This is a genomic window from Clostridioides sp. ES-S-0054-01, from assembly GCA_021561035.1.
Lineage (GTDB): Bacteria > Bacillota > Clostridia > Peptostreptococcales > Peptostreptococcaceae > Clostridioides.
Genome location: CP067346.1, coordinates 1,204,005 through 1,224,587, shown reverse-complemented (window position 1 = coordinate 1,224,587; position 20,583 = coordinate 1,204,005). Strand labels below are relative to the sequence as shown.

Here is a 20,583-nt window from a genome sequence, read left to right as displayed (position 1 = left end):
TTTGTAAAAATATAAGTTTTTAAATCTATTAAAATTTTGCTAACACAAAGTTTAATTGCACCCACTATATCCACATTTTAAGCATATACTACAACCACCTGTATGTGCAATTCCTTCACTTCCACACTCAGGACACACAAATTTTTCATCTTCTTCAAAATTTTTATTTATTATTTCTTTGGCTTTTTCCTCTTTATTATCTTTTTCTTTTTTATTATTTTTATAACATTCTTTTTTATTATTTTTATAACATTCTTTTTTATTATCTTCTTTTTTATTATTTTCTTTATTATTTTCTTCCTTTTTTTCATTTATTAAAATTCCACTCCTTTTACATCCATCTCTAAATATTGTTACTCCTTTAAGACCAGCCTCCCATGCCTTAATATATATATTGAAAACATCTTCAACTGTAGTTTCAAAAGGTATATTTATTGTAGATGATATAGAAGCATCAATATACTTTTGCCAAACTTTTTGCATGTTTATTCTTTCTTCATATCCTATATTCATAGCAGTAACAAAAAAATCTGGCAAACATTCTTCATCCGTAATCCCCTTCTTATCCATATACTCTTTAACAATTGGAGTATATACTTTATAATATACATCTTCATCATGCAAGCTTTCAGTTTTTCTTATATATGAAAGGTTAAATATAGGTTCTATTCCACCACTAATTCCTATCATTGTAGATATAGAGCCTGTAGGGGGTATAGTTAAAAGCTGTGAATTTCTAAGCCCATACTTTTTAACCATTTCCTTAGTATCTTCATTTAAATTTTCTATAAAAAACTTAGATTTAGAAATATTTTCATATTTATACTCACTAAATGTTCCATATTCTTTAGCAATTAATGCTGATTGCTTTACAGCTTCATTTAGCATAGTCTTACCAATTAAATCACATAATTCTAAAGATTCATCAGAGCCATATCTTATTCCCATCTTTATAAGCATATCAGCTATACCCATTACACCTAAACCTATCTGTCTATATTTATGTACACTATCTCTTTGCTCCTGTAACGGGTGTAAGTTTAATCCTTCATCTAAGACATCATTTAAAGCTACTACAGCTTCTCTAACGCAAGATTTTAATTTATTAATATCAAACGTAGCATGTTCACCAAATGGTTGTATTATAAACTCTGACAAGTTTATTGAGCCAAGTAGACAACTTCCTCCACTTGGAAGTGGCTCTTCTGCACAAGGATTTACTCCTGAAAAGCAAAAGTTTTTATCTTCACTCATAAAATTATATGTTCTTATTTTATCCCAGAACAATATACCTGGTTCTGCATAATCCCAGTTATTCTTCACAAATTTATTAAACAACTCATACGCGTTTACTATCTTGACTATTTTTTCTCCAGTAGTTTCAACTTCAAAAGTACAATTATATAACTTTTTTTCCTTTACAGCTTGCATAAATTCATCTGTTACTCTTACAGAAATATTTGCTTTAGTAACCTTCTCCAAATCTGTTTTTATATCTATAAACTCTTCTATCTCTGGATGATTTACGTCCATAGAAATCATAAGAGCTCCTCTTCTCCCCCTTTGACCAATCAAACCAGTTGTCATACTGTAAAGTTCCATAAAAGAGACTGCTCCAGTCGTATGTTTTGCGGCATTGTTCACTTTGGCTCCTTTTGGTCTTAACTTTGAAATATCAATTCCAACTCCTCCACCATAACTAAATGTTCTAGCAAGTTTTTTTGCAGTATCAAAAATGTCTTCTATGCTATCTTTCGGTGGTTCTATTACATAGCAATTGGAATATGTTATTTTTTTTCCTTCTTTTTGTAATCCTCTATTTGCCAAAATTCTTCCAGCAAATAGAAATCTTTTTTGTCTTATTAGTTTTGATATTCTTGAACTATTATTTGAAATTCTCTTTATCCATTCATCAAAACTCTCACCATTGTGTCTATACTTGTTCTTCCATATTGATTTTTGTAATTCATCAAAGTCCCAAGCTTTATTTCTTATTTCAGAACGTCTTTCTCTATATAATATGTAGTGTTTTGCTATATCTTTTCTATTTGATTCCATAAGCAATACTTCAACTATATCTTGTATTTCTTCAACAGATAAGCATTTTTCCATAGAACTATAGTCATTAGCTATTTTTCTTGATATATCATATGCTAAATCTCTATCCACTCCACCTTCACTGTTTATACTAGCTTTATAGACAGCATCTTCAATCTTACTTTTACTAAAAAGTTCTTTCGTACCATCTCTTTTTATTATGTACTTCATCTTTAGACCTCCAATAAATTAGTATTAAATTAATACACATATTAACTATAACTCTAAACAAACTTTTTTATATACTTGTATATTTTCATATTAATTATCTAACATAATATATATTATACTATTTTATATTCAATATAACACTCCTTATAGTTTTCTCAACTTTTAAAATATGTTTATAAAAAACTCAAAAAAATATAAAAAAGTATATAAAAGTCCAATTATACTTTTATATACTTTATTTTTTTATATTTTTTTTATTTTAACTTTGATTAATTAATAAGTGATTAAACGATAAATTCTTTATTTTTTCTTTACAAATATATATTAATATTTTTATATTAATATTAAACATTCATAGTATGTATAATTTTATTTATAATTCTAAATAAATCTTTTTTATTTTACACACTATATAAATCATACTGCTCCAAAATAAATTTTATAATTTGATAAATAAGACTAATAATATTTTTTAATCTACAATAATTAATATACTTTCAAATATAAAAAGGAATTGCCTATATAATTTAAAGACAATTCCATAATTATCAATTAGTTTTTATTATTATGCAGTTTTACTGCTTTTAGATGGAATAAAGATTCCTATTATTCCCGCTATTACAACTGGAACTATCCAGTTAAATCCTAATGAAGCAAATGGTAAAATATCAATTAGAGGAATATTTACACCAAAGCTCTTTACAACTGTTAATACACTTACTAATAACGCCATATATGTAGCACATTTGAACACATTGTCATTTTTAATTTTATCACTAAATAAAGCTAGTATAACTAGAGTTATAGTTGCTGGATATACCATACTTAATATAGGAGAAGAGAATTTTACTATTGTACTTACTCCAAAGTTTGATATGATTGCACTAAACACACAAACTACTATAACTATATGCTCATACTTTAATTTTCCATCTGTAAGTGTTGAGAAATATTGACCTGCTGCTGAAGAAAGTCCTATAGCTGTTGTTAAACATGCTAATGTAACTATAATAGCTAATAAGATTTTACCTGTAGTTCCAAGTAAAGCTGCTGTTATTGCAACTATTAAAGCTGTTTGTTGAACATCTTGTCCATATTGTTGAGATACAGTTGCTCCAAGATAACATAATCCACCATAAACTAGTGCCATACCTATTACTGCAATAACACCTGCACTTACTGTGGCTTTCATCTTTTCTTTCTCACCTGTATACCCTTTAGCTATTACTGACATGATTATAATTGATGCAAATACACTAGCTGCTAATGCATCCATTGTTTGATAACCTTGAGTTATACCTTCTGCAAATACATTTTGTATTAAAGAACTGTCTCTTATTTCTCCTAATGGAGATATGATACCCTTAACTATTAATACTGCTAAAGCTATAAGTAAAGCTGGAGTTAAGATTGACCCAACTATATCTACAACTTTTGATGGTCTTATTGTTAAAACCAATACTAGAGCAAAAAATACTACAGAGAATATTACTGGACTTATTCCAGAACCTATTGTAGGTAATATACCCATTTCATAAGTTGTTGCTGCTGTTCTAGGTATTGCTAAAAGTGGCCCTATACAGATTACCATTGCACATCCTATTGCAATACTTAATCCTTTGCCTGCTCTTGAGAACATCTTTGATGTGTCTCCATTGAACTTAGTTGCTGCTATAACTGCCAATAATGCCAAACCACCATCTGCAAAAAGGAATCCTATGAAAGCTACTAGCCAACTACTTCCAGATAAAACTCCTAGATATGGAGGGAATATTAAGTTCCCAGCACCAAAAAACATTGCAAATAGTGCAAATCCAATTACAATTACATCTTTAAAATTGATTTGTTTCTCACCCATTTAAAGCACCCCCATCTGAATTTTACTACCTTTTACTAAGAAATAAGTCCAATCTCTTCTTAAATGAAAACCTTTTGACGAGATTTTATTTAATTATACATTTTTGACTTAAATTTGTCAATTATATTTCATAATTTATAAAATCTTCACAATATTTAATACAACTTTTTTAATTAAACAAAACCAACCTGTATACTTTAAACATAGTTGTTTTTTTATTTTTTTTCTAATTTTTCTTGACAAAATTAACTATTCTGAATAATAGAAATATTAAGATTTTTTAATTATTCGATTTATTGCCAAGTTGTATTGCTTTATACTATGTATTGTATATATCAACCTCCTTTTTACATACATATAATCCTTTTAATTCAATTTAAATTTTAAATATTTTGTGTTTATTATATAGTCTGAAAAAAAAGCAGTCAATATCATTTTTAATTTTTTAAATTTTCAAAATTATGATTCTCGAAAAATCGTTTTCCTTTTATCAGAACTCCTATTTACGTTAGTTCTTGTAGTATTTTGTATTTATTTTGCTAAATTGACTATTAATTTTATTTAATTATTATTCTACTTTTATAGATTTATCACTTGTTTTTTAGTCTAGAAATCGTTTTTTCTGAAAATTCCTTATTATGATTTATTAGCTTATTTTTCTTCATAGCAATTATTTTCTAACTTCCAACTTACTTAAACTTTGCAGTTGCTAGTATTCATGTTTATGTACTCATATATCATAATTAACTAAAAATTCTTAATATATACCTGTGAGAAAATAATTTAGTCGTTTACTCAATTCATTTGCATAGTTATATGTCTTAAATTTTGTTTTATTATTTTATTATTGTCATAATTTTATTTATATTATATTTTTGTAAAAATCATCTAATACATATACTTAAAATTATAAAATTACTATAAAATTATTTTTTTAATCTCTATTATTGTTAAAAAATAAACCATCTATCTTTTTTATATTTTCTTATATTTTTTCTATATTAAATACAAATAACTAATTATAGAATCCAAAAATAAAAGGAGTTATTTATACAAATAACTCCTTTTATTACAGATAACTCATTTATTTACAGTTGATTATATTTTAATTAAATAAAACTTAATTTGTTCCAAGTGTATTAGATTGGCTCTTTGATGGTATAAAATTACCAATTATTCCAGCTATTATAACTGGAACCACCCAGTTAAATCCTAATGAATGAAGAGGTAAAGATTTTACTACTGGAACATTTACTCCATAACTAGATATAACTGTTAATATACTTATAAGTAATGACATATATACTGCTCCTTTGTACACATTATCATTCTTAATTTTTTCATTGAAGAAAGCTAAAATTATTAAAACAATTGATGGTGGATAAACTATACTTAGTATAGGAGATGCTATCTTTATAATAGTTCCAACACCAAAAGATGCTACTACTGCACTGAATACAGACACAGCTAATACTATTTTTTCATAACTTAACTTTCCTTTTGTAAGTCTAGAGAAATATTGACCTGTGGCAGATGTAAGACCTATAGATGTAGTTAAACATGCTAGTGATACTACTACTGCTAAAATCGCTTTCCCGATATTTCCAAGTAAACCTTCAGTTATATTTACTATTACTTGTGATTGTACTGCATCTGTTCCATACATTGTGGATACAGTTGCTCCAAGGAAACATAAGCCTCCATAAACTAGAGCCAATCCTCCACAAGCAAGAACGCCAGCTTTACCAATCATTTTTAACTTATCACTAATAGTAGAATATCCTTTTTCATTTAAAGATACTATTAGTACTGACGCAAGTGCTATTGCTGCAAAGGCATCCATTGTCTGATATCCTTGACCAATACCTTCTGCAAATACATTAGGTATCATAGGTTTATCTATTATCTCTCCAAGTGGCGATACAACACCTTTTATAATTATAAATGCTAAAGCTATTAGAAGAGCTGGAGTTAAAAACTGTCCAACTATATCTACGACCTTAGAAGGTCTTATTGTCAATACATATGAAATCGCAAAAAAAAGTATACAGAATAATAACACTGGAATTGAAGTTCCAAATAAAGGCATTATACCCATTTCATAAGTTGTTGCACCTGTTCTTGGTATAGCTAGGAATGGTCCTATACATAAAATATCTGCACAACCTATAAGAATTCCTAGTTTCATACCACATCTTTTAAACATTTCAACTACATTTCCATCGAATTTAGCTGTAGCCATTACTGCTAGAAGTGCCAAACCAGCATCAGCAAATGTAAATCCTAAGAAGGCAATTAACCACTCTGGACCTGTAATTATTCCTAAGTACGGTGGAAATATTAAGTTACCTGCTCCAAAAAACATTGCAAATAACGCAAATCCAAATACTATAATATCCTTGGTCTTACCCATTATAAAATCCCCCTTTTTAACCTTATTAAATTAATAAAATACTTCAACTGTTTACACTTGTATAAATAAATTAAATAAAACAATAGAACTTATTATTAAATTAATAAAATTAAATTTTTAATATATTGTATTGATTTGTGCTTATTATATATTATACGAAACAAGCAAGTCAATATACCAAAAGTTTAAATAATCCTACTCATTTTAATTTTCAAAATATTAGGTATATTTGTCTTAAATTAATATTTTTAAAATTTTTCTAATCTAATTTATACTTTTACATGACAATATTTGTCCATATTTCAAAAAAATAAAAAAAACCTTTATAAAAAGGTTTTTTTAAATTTATAATATTAAATTTTTAATTTTATTTTAAAATCTATCTTTTAACATTTTCTGGTACTTCTAAAGTTATATTTCCTATTTTTCCATCTCTAAATTCATTTAAAACAGTTGTGGCTATACGTGTATAATCTAACTCTTTTTTCCCTGTTATAAAACCCCTTTTATGACCAATCATATCCATAGTTTCAATTGGAGTTTCTCCTAGATAATCCAACTTATATCTAGCTTTCAACTTCTCAGGTTCTATTTTCATAAGTTTTTCTATAAGTCTTAAAGCCAAAGTCTCAGTATCTAAAATCTCATCCTTTATAGCTCTACTAAATGCTAAATTTAATGCAACTTCTTGGTCTTCAAACTTAGGCCAAAGTATTCCAGGTGTATCTAAAAGTTCAAGATTTCCCTTTAATCTAACCCATTGCTTCCCTTTCGTTACTCCTGGCTTATCTCCAGTTTGAGTGCTTTTTCTACCTGTTAACTTATTTATAAGAGATGATTTACCAACATTTGGAACGCCAACTATCATTATTCGTATAGCTCTTTCTTTTCTACCTTTATCTTTCAAAGAGCTCATTTTTTCTCTAGTTACATTCTTACATTCTTCAATTATCTTATTTATACCAATCCCTTTTATTGTATCTACAGGTATAGCTTTTATATTAATTTTTTTATAGTACTCAATCCATTGATTTAATTTATCTCTATCTGCCATATCACTTTTATTAAGTACGACAACTCTTGGTTTATCTCCTACAAGCCTATCTATATCTGGATTTTTACTACTAAATGGTATCCTAGCATCCAAAAGTTCAACCACTACATCAATCAATTTTAAGTTGTTTTTTACCAACTCCTTAGTTTTTTTCATATGACCCGGATACCAGTTTATATGTAGATTGTCATCCATAAGATACTCTTCATATTCATTTGACACATGCATCACTCCTTATTAAATATTATATTATTATATCCTAATTCCACTTAAAAAATATATCTTTACAAACTAATAATATTGTCACCTTTTTAACACCATACTTTACATAATATTGTTCTCTTATTTTTAATATCATTACAAAATATAATACAGTATTTACCAATTTTATTTTTCATTTTAAAAAACATAAATTCATTAGTAAATAATGTATATTTTCAACAAATAGTTCTATTTATTTCTAATATAATCGTCTGCTGTAATTTTCATTAAAATAGAAAGAGGACTGATAAATCAGCCCCCCATTTATAAGTAAAGTTTTTAATTATTTATTTCTAGCTTCTTTTATCTTAGCAGCTTTACCTACTCTACCTCTTAAGTAGTTTAGTTTAGCTCTTCTTACTTTACCTTTTCTAGTAACTTCTATTTTTTCTATTTTTGGAGAGTGAACTGGGAAAGTTCTTTCTACACCAACATTGAAAGACATTTTTCTAACTGTGAAAGTCTCTCTTGCTCCTCCACCTTGTCTTTTTAATACTACACCTTCGAATACTTGTATTCTTTCTCTTTTTCCTTCTATAATTCTAACGTGTACTCTAACTGTGTCCCCAGGTCCAAAATTAGGAACTTCATTTTTTAATTGTTCTTGCTCAATTGCTCTTAGCATTTCATTCATCTTTCTTCCTCCTAAATATCATAGACGTTCTTAACTACCCGACCAGTGTAAACAGAGGAACGCCCGTATTTTCAACATTTTATATTATACTATACTTCAATAGTTATTACAAGCACTTTTATGTTTTTAATTCCATTTATTAGGTACTTTATTGTACACACATATATTAATTTTGTATTATATTTTTATTTTTCTTTAGACTTTTTATATAAATCGAATCGTCTTTCTTTGGTTATTCTTATAGATTCTTCTCTTCTCCATTCATCTATCTTTTTGTGATTACCTGATAAAAGTACCTCTGGTACTTTTAATCCTTCAAAATCTCTAGGTCTAGTGTAATGAGGATATTCCAACAAATTATTTTCAAATGATTCTTCTTCAAATGATTCTTCTTGGTTTAATACACCTGGTATTAATCTTGATATAGAGTCTATCATTATAAGTGCTGGAAGCTCTCCTCCAGTTAATACATAATCTCCAATTGAAATTTCATCAGTAACTATTAAATCAATGATTCTCTCATCTATTCCTTCATAATGACCACATAGCAGTATTATATCTTCTTTGACAGACATCTGCTTTACTATAGACTGATTATATACCTTACCTTTTGGAGTTAGATAAATCACGCTTGGATTATCTATATTGTGAGTTGTTATTATATGCGTATACGTGTCATATATAGGTTGAGGAGTCATTACCATACCAGCCCCTCCTCCAAACGGATAATCATCTACTTTTTTATGTTTATTATTAGAAAAATTCCTTATATTATATATATGAACTTCAATTATACCTTTTTCAACTGCTCTTTTCATTATACTTTCATCCATATATGAATTAAATATTTCTGGAAAAAGTGTCATTATATGAAATCTCATATTACCACCTAATCTATCATTCCCTTAATAGGGTCTATAATCATTTTTCTTTCATCAATGTTTATTGTAGGTACAAATTTTTTTACAGCTGGTATCATAAATTCTTTATCTTCCTCACCTTTCACTACGTAAACATCATTTGCTGAATATTGAAGAACATCTTCTAGCACTCCTACATATTTTCCATCTACAGTTAAAACTTCCATTCCAATCATATCTGCTATAAAAAATTCTCCTTCTTCAAGCTCTCTGCTATCTTCTCTAGACACGTACATAAATTTATTTTTTAACTTTTCTGCTTTCTCTATGCTATCTATCCCTTTTATTTTCATTATAACCATAGAACCTTTGTATCTTACTTTCTCAACAGTCCATTTATTATTTAAATCTTTTCCTAGATAGAAGTCTTTTAATTCATCGAATCTCTCTATATCATCAGTAAGTGGATAAACTCTTACCTCACCTTTTAGACCTTGTGTATTTACTATTTGACCTACCTTAAAATGAGTTAATTTTTCTTTCATGTTATCACCTTCTTAAAAAATTTAATCTTATGTGGTCATATCATCATAAAATCTTAAACGACATATAATTATATAAAAAGGACTAGGTATTATACCTAATCCTCCTATTTACACTATCTCAAGAGAAACTTTTATATTTTCTCTATTTGCAACAGATCTTACGACAGTTCTTATAGCTTTAGCTATTCTTCCCTGCTTCCCAATAACCTTACCCATGTCTTCTTGAGCAACTGTAAGTTTTAAAACGATACCGTCATTATCTTCAAATTCCTCAACAATAACTGAATCAGGATTATCAACTAGAGCCTTAGCTATATCTACAACTAGCTCTTTCATATATTTCATCTCCTAAAGTAACCTCAGCAATGAGTACTTACTTAAACTAATTGCCAAGAAAAAATTATTTTGCTTGTTTAGAAGCTTCGAATTTTTCTATTACTCCGTTTTTTACAAGTAATTTCTTAACTACTTCTGTTGGTTGAGCACCAGTAGCTAACCATTTTATAGCTTTTTCATCATTTATTCTTACTTGTTTAGGTTCAGAAATTGGATTATAGTATCCTATTTCTTCTATAAATTTTCCATCTCTTGGAGCTCTTGAATCAGCTACTACTATTCTGTAGAAAGGTTTTTTATTAGCTCCCATTCTTTTTAATCTTATTTTAACTGCCATTACAGTCACCTCCGAATAATTTTTACTTTTTTATATTTTATTTAAAAAAAGGTAAACCGCCTAAGCCGCCCCTTTTCTTCATACTTTTTTGTGAACCAGCAAACATCTTCATCATTTTTTTCATTTCATTAAGTTGTTTTATAAGTCTATTTACATCTTGTACACTAGTTCCACTACCCCTAGCTATTCTTTTCTTTCTAGAAGCATTTAATATTCCTGGGTTTCTTCTCTCATATGTAGTCATTGATTGAATTATGGCTTTAGTTCTCTTCATTTCTTTGCCATTCAAATCTACATCTCCAAGTTGGTCTTTTACATTTCCCATACCAGGTATCATACCAAGTATCTTGTCAAGAGGTCCCATATTTTGTATTTGTTCCATTTGTTGTAAGAAATCCTCAAAATCAAGTTCTTGTTTTTTGATTTTTTGTTCTAATTCCTTAGCTTTCTCTAGGTCTATGTTTTCTTGTGCTTTTTCTATTAAACTTAAGACATCTCCCATACCTAATATTCTCGATGCCATTCTATCTGGGTGGAAAGGTTCTATATCGTCTAGTTTTTCTCCCATACCCATAAATTTTATAGGCTTTTGTGTAACTGCTCTTATTGAAAGTGCAGCACCACCTCTAGTATCTCCATCTAATTTAGTTAATACAACCCCATCAACACCAAGTGCTTCATTGAAGCTTTCAGCAACATTTACAGCATCTTGACCTGTCATAGAATCTACAACTAAAAGTATTTCATGTGGCTTAATTTCTGATTTAATAGATTTTAACTCATCCATAAGTAATTCATCTATATGAAGTCTACCAGCTGTATCTATAATAACTAAATCATTAGCATTTTTAATTGCATGGCTTAAACCTGCTTTTGCAATATTTACTGGATTTTCCTTATCTCCCATATTGAATACAGGTATATCCAATTTTTCTCCAACAACTTGAAGTTGCTTTATAGCTGCTGGTCTATAAATATCACAAGCCACTAATAAAGGTTTTTTACCTTGCTTTTTAAAATATCCTCCAAGTTTACCTGCTGTAGTAGTCTTACCTGCACCTTGCAATCCAACCATCATTAAAATTGTAGGTGGCTTTGAGGAAATCATTACTTTACTTTGTACATCTCCCATTAAACTTGTAAGTTCTTCATTTACAATTTTGATTACATGCTGAGCTGGAGTTAAGCTTTGCATAACTTCTTGTCCAACACATCTCTCTTGAACTTTTTTTATAAAATCTTTAACTACTTTAAAGTTAACATCTGCTTCAAGAAGAGCAAGTTTAACTTCTCTCATAGCATTTTTTACATCTACTTCTGTAAGTTTTCCTTTTGATTTTAACTTACTAAATGCCCCTTGTAGTTTATCAGACAATCCTTCAAATATCATTTTATCATCTCCCTACATACATCTTCTATATTTTCTAGCTTAGGGATTAAATTAGCACAATCTCTATTGTGCAATAAATCTTCTTTAATGTCAATAATTTTATCTTTTATAATCTTAATATTTTTTTCCTGCTCTTGAATCTTTGATACTAAGTGTAACTTCTCTTCATAATCTCTTAGTATTTTTTCTGAACGCTTTAGAGTATCATACACACCTTGCCTTGATACATTCAGATTTTCACTAATTTCACCTAAAGAATAATCTTCTTCATAGTATAGAGCAACTATTTCTTTCTGCTTGTCAGTTAATAATTCTTTATACTGTTCAAATAACAATCCAATTTCGACCATTTTTTCTATATTCATATCTTACACTTCCTAGCAGTATACTGTAAAGGTTATTTACTTTACACTATTGTATTTTATATCATATAAACACTCTTGTCAACCATTATTTTTAAAAGAATACTAGTTACCAAATAATGCATCTGAAAATGATTTTGCATTGAAATCTTGTAGGTCTTCTACTCTTTCTCCAACTCCAATGAGTTTTACAGGTACATCCACTTCTGATTTCACTGCAAGCACCACTCCACCTTTTGCTGTACCATCAAGTTTTGTAAGTACTATACCTGTTATATCTGCAACTTCTTTAAATGTCTTTGCTTGCACAACTGCATTTTGACCTGTTGTAGCATCTACTACAAGAAGTACTTCACGCTTTGCTTCTGGAAATTCTCTATCTACTATTTTAAATACTTTTCCAAGCTCATTCATAAGATTAGCTTTATTGTGTAATCTTCCTGCTGTATCACATATTAATACATCTATTTTTCTAGCCTTTGCTGCTTTTATAGCATCAAATACTACTGCTCCAGGGTCTGCTCCTTCTTGATGCTTTATTATATCTACATTGGTTCTATTTGCCCAGATTTCTAATTGCTCTGTGGCTGCTGCTCTAAATGTATCTGCTGCTGCTAATAAAACTTTTTTGCCATCTTTTTTGTATCTATTTGCTAGTTTACCTATTGTAGTAGTCTTACCAACTCCATTTACACCTACCATTAATATTATACATGGTGCTGGTTCTATATCTAACGTAGAGTTTTCATTTGTAAGAATATCTTCAACTATAGATTTAAGTTCCTCTCTTACTTTTATTGGTTCAGTAATACCTTTTTGCTTTATTTTATCTCTTAGTTTTCCAATTATATCCATAGTTGTATTTACACCAACATCTGCTGTTATTAAAATTTCCTCTAAATCTTCAAGTAATTCTTCGTCTATTTTTGTATATGATTTTAAAACCTCATCTATTCTATCAGTTATTCCTTGCTTTGCCTTTGTCAATCCTTGTTTTAGTCGTTCAAATAAGTTAACTTTCTTTTCTTCTTTATCTTCCACCTCTTCAACTTCTTTATCATAATTTTCTAATTCTTCTGTTATATCCTCATTAGAATCAGCACTTGAAATATCATCTACTTCTAGTTCATCACTAGTTATCTGACCTTCTACTGCTTCATTTTCTCCAGTAATTTCATTGTTAGTTGCTTCTTCATCTTTTTCTTCAATATCTTCTACTTTATCTATCACTTCTTCTTCAAGCCCTGAAAAAATAGTTTCTTCCAAGTTTTCTAGACTATCTGTACTGCCTTCTACTTCTTCTTCTGCATCTTTTTTTTCGATTTCCTTTTCCTTGTCTTTTCCAAAACCAAATAATTTTTTTAACACTGTTTTTCCTCCTATGTCAATCTAAGTTATATAATATCTGTTATTTCCTGAGCTTCTTTTAATTTTAAACTAATAACTTTTGAAATGGCTTTTTCCTGCATTGTAACTCCATAGATATAATCAGCAGCTTCCATAGTTCCTCTCCTATGAGTTACTGATATAAACTGCGTTTCTTTAGATAAATCCTTCAAAAATTCTCCAAATCTAAATATATTTGCATCATCAAGTGGAGCTTCAATCTCATCTAATATACAAAATGGTGTTGGTTTTGTAATCAATATAGCAAATAATATACTTATTGCTGTTAAAGCTTTTTCTCCACCAGACAATAGGTTTAGGTTTTTCATTTTTTTACCTGGTGGTTGAGCTGTTATTAGTATATCACTTTCTAATAAATTTTCTTTATCTAAAATAGTTAATTCTCCACAACCTCCACCAAATAATCTCTTATACACATATTTAAAGTTTTTGCTTATTTCTTCAAATTTAATCTCAAATTCAGACTTCATATTTTCTTCTAATGTATGTATAAGTTTTTCTATCTCTTCCATAGACTCCTCTAAATCTTGTTTTTGTTCACTATAAAAATCGTATCTTTCTTTTATTTCTTCATATTCCTTTATAGAGTCTATATTTATATTTCCAAGACTTCTTATTTCTCTCTTTAGACTTTCTAAGAATTTTCTATCTATATCCAAATCTTCATCTTTAATTTCCAATGCTTGTACTAGAGTCATCTCATATTGCTCAAATAACTTATTTATATATGTGTCTTGACTAGTTTTTAATCTTTCTAATCTTCCACCAACTTTAAATAAACTTTCTTTAAGTTCTATATGTTGTCTATCTATAGTTTTTAATTCTTTATTAATTTCATCAAAACTATTTTTCAAATCATCTTTTGCTATTTTTCTAGTTTCAAGATTTCTATTACTATCTCCTAATTGTTTTGTTAAATTTTCTTTTTCTTTTTCTTCAGTAGCTATAGAATCTTGTAGTTTAACTATTTCTTGTCTTTCATAATTCAATGACTCTTCTAATTGTTTATTCTTTTCTTCTAGTTCACAATTTTCACTAGATATTCTCTTTATATCTCTAACTATACTATTGTAAGCTTCTGTTTTCTTCACTAAGCTTAAGTTTAATTCATCAAATTCAGATTTTTCTTTATCATATAAATCATTATATCTTTTTATTTCATCATTCAATGCATCAATTTTTTCTTTATTTTGATTGTATATATTATTTAACTCTTCCATATCTTTTCTAACATCATCGCTTTTTTCGAGTGTATAACTTAAATTAGAGTTTAAATCATTCTTCTCATTTTCTAATTTAGTAATACTACCTTTTAACGATTCAATTTCAGATTCAATATTCTTTATACTGGTACTTTTTATTATTATACTTTTTTCTAAATCTTTTATTTTACTTTCATGTGAGTTAATTTCATTTTTTATATTTTTTACATCTTTGTCTAGAGATTCTCTTTTTAATTCTAAATGTGAAATCTCATTCTTGATATTATTTATCTTTTCTGTATATTCATTAATGTATCTTTTTCTCGATAGTATATTCCCATTAGTTTTTAGACTTCCTCCAGTCAAAGAACCTCCTGGATTTAAGATTTCACCGTCTAAAGTTACTATTTTAAACCTATGACCAGTTTCTTTTGCAAATTTTATACCTTCATCTATATTATTTATAAGTATTGTTCTTCCAAGTATATTTTCAAGTATATTTCTATACTTTTCATCAAATGTAATTAAATCACTTGCTATTCCTATGAACTTAGTATTCGCTTTTAAGTTTCCTAGACTTATTTTATTTGATTTAATTATATTTAATGGAAGAAATGTTACTCTACCTAAATTATTCTGCTTTAAATAGTTTATTGCAGATTTAGCACTAAACTCATCATCAGTTATTATATTTTGCATATAAGCACCAAGAGCTGCTTCTATAGATTTCTCATATTTTTCAGGTACACTTATAATTTGACCTAATGCTCCATGAACCCCTTTTAAGTTTTTATTTTTTAGTACTTCTTTTACTCCTCTATTAAATCCTTCATAATGATTTTCCATATCTATATAGACATTTAACTTTGAATTATATCCATTTAGATTATATTTACTTTTCTGTATTTCATCTTCTAGTTTATTGTATTCACTAATTGAATCTTGCAAATTAGTTGATAATTCTTTATGTCTATTATTTACATTCTTTAAATTCTCACTTTGCATATTAAACTCTTTATTTATACTATCTAATTCAGATGACTTTATTTCAATACTCCTGTTTAATTCTGCTATTTCTGAGTTTATATTTTCATCTCTGATATTCATATTTTCTTTATTTGCATTTAAAGTGGACAACTTATTACTAAACTCTTGTTTTTTATTTAATATATCTATTATACTTTCTTTAAATAATTCTATCTCATTATTTAAGGATTCTAACTTAACTTTTTGTTTGTCTTTACTGGATTCCAATACTTTTATATTTTCTTGCAAGGTAGATAGTTCTTCATTACCTAATGACTTATTAATTTCTAACTCTTTTATGTATTGCTTATTTTCATTTAGTTTTTCTTTTATATCATTTATTTCTATATTTTTTCTATTAATTTCATTCGTAAAATTTATTATTCTTTCCTTAATTAAATTTATTTGGGACTCTTTTTTTGATATAACCCCTTTAATTGAGTTTATATAATCTACAGATTTTTCAATTACATCCTGTAATACCTCTATCTCTTTATTAATATCTTCTTGCTTTTTCTCTACAACACTTTTTTGTTCTTCTTTTTCATTGAGTTCCTTTTCAATTACCTTGCTATGTTCATTAACTTCGCTTAATTCTTTTTCTATTCCTTCAATTTCTCTTATAAAACTATTTACTTCAAATATCTTTAATTTTTCACTTATTTCCAAGTACTTTTTTGCTTTTGTCTGTTGATTAAAAAGAGGCTTTAATTGATTTTCAATTTCTATATATACATCATCTATTCTTTCTAAATTTTCCTTTGTATTACTTAGATTTCTTTCTGCTTCCTGTTTTTTATATCTATATTTTGATATGCCACAAGCTTCATCAAAAACTTTTCTTCTGCTTAAAGGATTATTACTTAATATTTCATCTACTTTTCCTTGTTCTATGATTGAATAACCATCTTTTCCAATACCAGTATCTAAAAAGACTTCTTTTATATCTTTTAATCTGCAACTCTTATTATTTAGAAAAAATTCACTTTCACCATTTCTATAAGCTCTTCTTCTTATAGTTACTTCTGTAAAATCTAATTCTAATTGATTTTCAGAATTATCAATAGTAAGGGCCACCTCACAATAATTCATAGGTTTTTTTGTATCTGTACCTGCAAATATTACATCTTCAAGTTTATCACCTCTAAGACTCTTAATACTCTGTTCTCCTAATACCCATCTTACAGCATCAGATATATTACTTTTTCCACTTCCATTTGGTCCCACTATTGCTGTTATTCCTTCTTTAAAAATAATATCTGTTTTTACTGGAAAGGATTTAAATCCCTTTAACTCTAGTCTTTTTAAATACAAATAGTTTCTCTCCCTTCATTATTAAAACTAAAAGTCATAAATGTCATACAATTTTCTATGAATGTCTCTCATATTAGCACTAATTAAACTTTTCCCATCTAACACAATTTCTAATTGATTTATATCTAAATCCGATTCTTGTGTTTTTAAAATCACACCAAGTTTTTTTTCCATATAATTAACATTTGTTTTTTTATTTCCTATAATTTTAGAAATATTCTTTTTATTAGATTTCACCAACATCTGTTTTATATTTTTATTTTGTAAAATAATAAATTCTAAATAATCTTTTATCATATCAGCTTCTACCAATTCTCTAAATGCAGGATGATATGGTCCTGCTAAAACAGCTTTTCCAATTTGTATATCATCAGTAGCTTGAAGTCCAACTCTTATTACATTAATATTATTAACATAAAACAATACAAGAACTTTTTTTACTATGTTTACACTATCTTCAAGGGTAGATGGATTGTATTCATTTTGTTCCATTAACTTTTCAAGACCTGTATCTTTTACTACTAAAGTTGGATAAACTCTAACACAATCTGGTTTTAGCTCTACAAATTTTTTTGCTGTAAATATACATTTTTCTTCTGTATCCGCTGGAAGACCAATCATCATCTGTAAGCCAAGTTTAATTCCACTATTTTTTATCATCTTTGAACTCTTATACACAATTTCAGACTTATGACCTCTTATACTATCTAATAGTACTTTTTCATCTAAAGATTGTACTCCAAGTTCAATTATGCTTGTCTTATATTCTTTTAACATACTTAATATGTCTTCATCAATACAATCTGGTCTTGTAGACATTCTAATATCTTTTACAAGACCTTTTTCTACATATTCTTTAGCAACTGATAATAAACTTTTTTGTATATCAATATCTATAGCAGTAAAGCTACCACCAAAAAATGCTATTTCTACATCAGCATCTTTATCTATAGTCTCTAAACATTCTTCAATTATATTTCTTGCATCTTCACTAGTAACATCAGTACTCACGCCTGTTATTTTTTTTTGATTACAAAATATGCAATCATGGGGACATCCTTTATGAGGAACAAATATAGGTATAATTCTCTTTTTCATCTACAACATCCTTCTAATATAAATATTTCTTTTTATATTTTTACATATTATATTTCTTTTTCCCATAATTTTTTCTTTAAAGCTACTTTAGCAGCTAACTGTTCAGCTTCTTTTTTACTCTTGCCTTCTCCAATACCCAGTACATCTTCATTAATTCCAACTTCCATTATAAATCTTTTATTATGATCTGGTCCTTTTTCTTCTATAAGCCTGTACCAGATATTATTTTCTCCATTCCCTTGTAACACTTCTTGAAGATGCGTTTTGTAGTCTCTAAATATATTTCCTTTTCTTGAATCATAAATTATATTTTCCATATAATGAAGTATAAACTGTCTTGCACTTTCAAAACCTCCATCAAGATATATAGCTGCTATTACAGCTTCAAATGCATCTGCTAATATTGAAGTTCTATGTCTTCCTCCAGTTGCTTCTTCCCCTCTACCTAATAACATGTGAACACCTAAATTTATATCATTAGCTACTTCACTTAACGAATCTTCACAAACTATATTTGCTCTAAGTTTAGTTAGTTCCCCTTCGGGCAGATTAGCTTCTTCATTAAATAAATAATCACTTATCACTATGCCTAAAACCGAATCCCCTAAAAATTCCAACCTTTCATTAAAATTATATTTTTTATTTTCATTAGAATATGAGCTATGAGTAAGAGCTTCTAATATATATTCTTTATTTTTAAATTTATAATTTATAACATTTTCAAATCTTTGTATATTATCTAGTAATTTTTTACTTATTTTCATATTTACATCCCTCCAAAATCCTATTCTATAAATTCTAGTGTACTATTTTTGTCCAAGTATTGCAAAACCAAAATCCGTAATAATCTTCCTCATAAAAATAAAACTACCTATGAAACAAAATATCTCATAGGCATCATAGGCAGTTTTAATTCTTATGAATTTTTATTCTCTATCATCACAACTTGAACAACCACCACATGTACAATCATCATCACAATCATCTTCTGATGATAATATTACAGCCTTGCAATCAGGACAAACAACATCTACCTCATCATCATATAACAAATCTTCGTCTATTTCTACTAACTCTCCACAATTTGGGCATTCCATTTCTATATAGCTGAAGTCCTCATCATCGTCATCTTCTTCATAAATATCTTCTTCCATATCAGCAATATTTTCTTCTAAATCTGCTAAATCTTCATCTATAGATTCAACAAAATCTTGAAGTTCTTCTTGTTCTTCGTCCAATGTTACAATAGCATCTGCAAATACTTCTAATGCATCAACTATTTTATGTATCATTTTCCCTTCTTTACTTTCATTACTTATTTCTAATCCTTCTGCTAGGCCTTTTAAGTATGCAACTTCTTCATATAAACGTTTCATGTAACACCCCTCGCTTTCTTTTTTATATATAAACTAAAAGCTCATATATCTTATATTATTAAGATATATAAGCTTTTATATACATAAATTTTTATACTCTTGATAAATATTCACCTGTTCTAGTATCTATCTTTACTTTATCTCCAGTATTTATAAATAATGGAACTTGAACAACTGCTCCAGTTTCAACTGTAGCTGCTTTAGTTACATTACTTGCCGTATCACCTTTTATACCTGGCTCTGTATCTGTAACTTCTAGCTCTGCAAAGTTTGGAGCTTCCACTTGGAATGGTTGTCCTTGGTAAAATCTTATTGTAGCAACTTCATTTTCTTTTAAGAACTTAATTGCATCTTCAACTTGCTCATAGTTTAATGGTATTTGTTCAAAATTTTCTTGATCCATAAAATAATATAACTCACCATCATTGTATAGATATTGCATTTGTCTTGTATCTATAACAGCCTTAGGGAATTTTTCACTTGGATTGAAACTTTCTTCTCTTATAGCTCCTGTTTTTAAGTTTCTGTATTTAGTTCTAACGAAAGCAGCTCCTTTACCTGGCTTAACGTGTTGAAAATCAACTACTAAACATGGTTGTCCATCTTTTTCAAATGTAACACCTTTTCTAAAATCACCTGCTGATACCATTTCTTGTTCCTCCATATTAAAATAAATTTCTTATTTTTTAGTAAATTTTACATTACTATGCCTTTAAAATTATATCTCTTACTTGAATTCTGTCAAGTCAGGATTACAAATTTTTACTATTATCATAATATCATAAGTTATACAATATAAACAAGTATTTGGCAAATTACTTATTCTATTATTTTTATTATTC

General features: G+C 28.0%; 17 protein-coding genes. All 17 read right to left on the bottom strand.

Translation table 11 applies throughout. From position 1 onward, the window contains the following. Positions 1–51 precede the first annotated feature (51 nt). The 17 genes from JJC02_05965 to efp all read right to left on the bottom strand — a co-directional run bounded on the left by JJC02_05965 (position 52) and on the right by efp (position 20,390). Positions 52–2,268, bottom strand: coding sequence for an adenosylcobalamin-dependent ribonucleoside-diphosphate reductase (locus JJC02_05965; GenBank protein UDN55719.1), 2,217 nt, complete (start codon positions 2,266–2,268; stop codon positions 52–54). Between the two features lie 565 nt (positions 2,269–2,833). Then, complete coding sequence (gene brnQ, locus JJC02_05960; protein UDN55718.1) at positions 2,834–4,126, bottom strand: branched-chain amino acid transport system II carrier protein; 1,293 nt, start codon at positions 4,124–4,126, stop codon at positions 2,834–2,836. 1,120 nt (positions 4,127–5,246) lie between these two features. Further along, positions 5,247–6,539, bottom strand: a complete 1,293-nt coding sequence (gene brnQ / locus JJC02_05955; protein ID UDN55717.1) for a branched-chain amino acid transport system II carrier protein — start codon at positions 6,537–6,539, stop codon at positions 5,247–5,249. Between the two features lie 379 nt (positions 6,540–6,918). Further along, positions 6,919–7,815, bottom strand: coding sequence for a ribosome biogenesis GTPase YlqF (gene ylqF / locus JJC02_05950; GenBank protein UDN55716.1), 897 nt, complete (start codon positions 7,813–7,815; stop codon positions 6,919–6,921). Positions 7,816–8,137: 322 nt separating this feature from the next. After that, positions 8,138–8,488 (bottom strand): 50S ribosomal protein L19, encoded by a 351-nt coding sequence (rplS, locus tag JJC02_05945; protein ID UDN55715.1) that lies wholly within the window; start codon positions 8,486–8,488, stop codon positions 8,138–8,140. Positions 8,489–8,673: 185 nt separating this feature from the next. Continuing rightward, positions 8,674–9,369, bottom strand: coding sequence for a tRNA (guanosine(37)-N1)-methyltransferase TrmD (gene trmD / locus JJC02_05940; GenBank protein UDN55714.1), 696 nt, complete (start codon positions 9,367–9,369; stop codon positions 8,674–8,676). Between the two features lie 8 nt (positions 9,370–9,377). Then, complete coding sequence (gene rimM, locus JJC02_05935; protein UDN55713.1) at positions 9,378–9,893, bottom strand: 16S rRNA processing protein RimM; 516 nt, start codon at positions 9,891–9,893, stop codon at positions 9,378–9,380. A gap of 108 nt (positions 9,894–10,001) precedes the next feature. After that, positions 10,002–10,229 (bottom strand): KH domain-containing protein, encoded by a 228-nt coding sequence (locus tag JJC02_05930; protein UDN55712.1) that lies wholly within the window; start codon positions 10,227–10,229, stop codon positions 10,002–10,004. A gap of 64 nt (positions 10,230–10,293) precedes the next feature. Continuing rightward, positions 10,294–10,566, bottom strand: coding sequence for a 30S ribosomal protein S16 (rpsP, locus tag JJC02_05925; GenBank protein UDN55711.1), 273 nt, complete (start codon positions 10,564–10,566; stop codon positions 10,294–10,296). A 37-nt stretch (positions 10,567–10,603) separates the two neighbouring features. Further along, positions 10,604–11,956, bottom strand: a complete 1,353-nt coding sequence (ffh, locus tag JJC02_05920) for a signal recognition particle protein (GenBank protein UDN55710.1) — start codon at positions 11,954–11,956, stop codon at positions 10,604–10,606. Then, complete coding sequence (locus tag JJC02_05915) at positions 11,953–12,321, bottom strand: putative DNA-binding protein (GenBank protein ID UDN55709.1); 369 nt, start codon at positions 12,319–12,321, stop codon at positions 11,953–11,955. The genes ffh and JJC02_05915 overlap by 4 nt, the downstream gene beginning before the upstream one ends. A gap of 102 nt (positions 12,322–12,423) precedes the next feature. Continuing rightward, positions 12,424–13,686 carry a signal recognition particle-docking protein FtsY gene (gene ftsY, locus JJC02_05910; protein ID UDN55708.1) on the bottom strand — a complete coding sequence of 421 codons (1,263 nt, stop codon included), beginning with the start codon at positions 13,684–13,686 and terminating at the stop codon, positions 12,424–12,426. Between the two features lie 26 nt (positions 13,687–13,712). After that, the gene (smc, locus tag JJC02_05905; protein ID UDN55707.1) at positions 13,713–17,267 is read right to left on the bottom strand and encodes a chromosome segregation protein SMC; all 3,555 of its coding nucleotides are present in this window, start codon (positions 17,265–17,267) and stop codon (positions 13,713–13,715) included. A 27-nt stretch (positions 17,268–17,294) separates the two neighbouring features. Further along, positions 17,295–18,365: a radical SAM protein gene (locus JJC02_05900; protein ID UDN55706.1), complete on the bottom strand. Its 1,071-nt coding sequence runs from the start codon at positions 18,363–18,365 to the stop codon at positions 17,295–17,297. A gap of 47 nt (positions 18,366–18,412) precedes the next feature. Beyond that, positions 18,413–19,129, bottom strand: a complete 717-nt coding sequence (locus tag JJC02_05895; GenBank protein UDN55705.1) for a ribonuclease III — start codon at positions 19,127–19,129, stop codon at positions 18,413–18,415. Between the two features lie 162 nt (positions 19,130–19,291). Further along, a complete protein-coding gene (locus JJC02_05890; GenBank protein ID UDN55704.1) occupies positions 19,292–19,741 on the bottom strand; it encodes a zinc ribbon domain-containing protein in 450 nt (149 codons plus the stop codon). 91 nt (positions 19,742–19,832) lie between these two features. Continuing rightward, a complete protein-coding gene (efp, locus tag JJC02_05885; protein UDN55703.1) occupies positions 19,833–20,390 on the bottom strand; it encodes an elongation factor P in 558 nt (185 codons plus the stop codon). Between the last annotated feature and the right edge of the window lie 193 nt (positions 20,391–20,583).

Excerpts from the sequence above, each read along its gene's own strand:
- JJC02_05965 (UDN55719.1), bottom strand. The coding sequence starts at position 2,268 with ATGAAGTACATAATAAAAAGAGATGGTACGAAAGAACTTTTTAGTAAA.
- brnQ (UDN55718.1), bottom strand. The coding sequence starts at position 4,126 with ATGGGTGAGAAACAAATCAATTTTAAAGATGTAATTGTAATTGGATTT.
- brnQ (UDN55717.1), bottom strand. The coding sequence starts at position 6,539 with ATGGGTAAGACCAAGGATATTATAGTATTTGGATTTGCGTTATTTGCA.
- rplS (UDN55715.1), bottom strand. The coding sequence starts at position 8,488 with ATGAATGAAATGCTAAGAGCAATTGAGCAAGAACAATTAAAAAATGAA.
- trmD (UDN55714.1), bottom strand. The coding sequence starts at position 9,369 with ATGAGATTTCATATAATGACACTTTTTCCAGAAATATTTAATTCATAT.
- rimM (UDN55713.1), bottom strand. The coding sequence starts at position 9,893 with ATGAAAGAAAAATTAACTCATTTTAAGGTAGGTCAAATAGTAAATACA.
- JJC02_05930 (UDN55712.1), bottom strand. The coding sequence starts at position 10,229 with ATGAAAGAGCTAGTTGTAGATATAGCTAAGGCTCTAGTTGATAATCCT.
- rpsP (UDN55711.1), bottom strand. The coding sequence starts at position 10,566 with ATGGCAGTTAAAATAAGATTAAAAAGAATGGGAGCTAATAAAAAACCT.
- ffh (UDN55710.1), bottom strand. The coding sequence starts at position 11,956 with ATGATATTTGAAGGATTGTCTGATAAACTACAAGGGGCATTTAGTAAG.
- JJC02_05915 (UDN55709.1), bottom strand. The coding sequence starts at position 12,321 with ATGAATATAGAAAAAATGGTCGAAATTGGATTGTTATTTGAACAGTAT.
- JJC02_05900 (UDN55706.1), bottom strand. The coding sequence starts at position 18,365 with ATGAAAAAGAGAATTATACCTATATTTGTTCCTCATAAAGGATGTCCC.
- JJC02_05895 (UDN55705.1), bottom strand. The coding sequence starts at position 19,129 with ATGAAAATAAGTAAAAAATTACTAGATAATATACAAAGATTTGAAAAT.
- JJC02_05890 (UDN55704.1), bottom strand. The coding sequence starts at position 19,741 with ATGAAACGTTTATATGAAGAAGTTGCATACTTAAAAGGCCTAGCAGAA.
- efp (UDN55703.1), bottom strand. The coding sequence starts at position 20,390 with ATGGTATCAGCAGGTGATTTTAGAAAAGGTGTTACATTTGAAAAAGAT.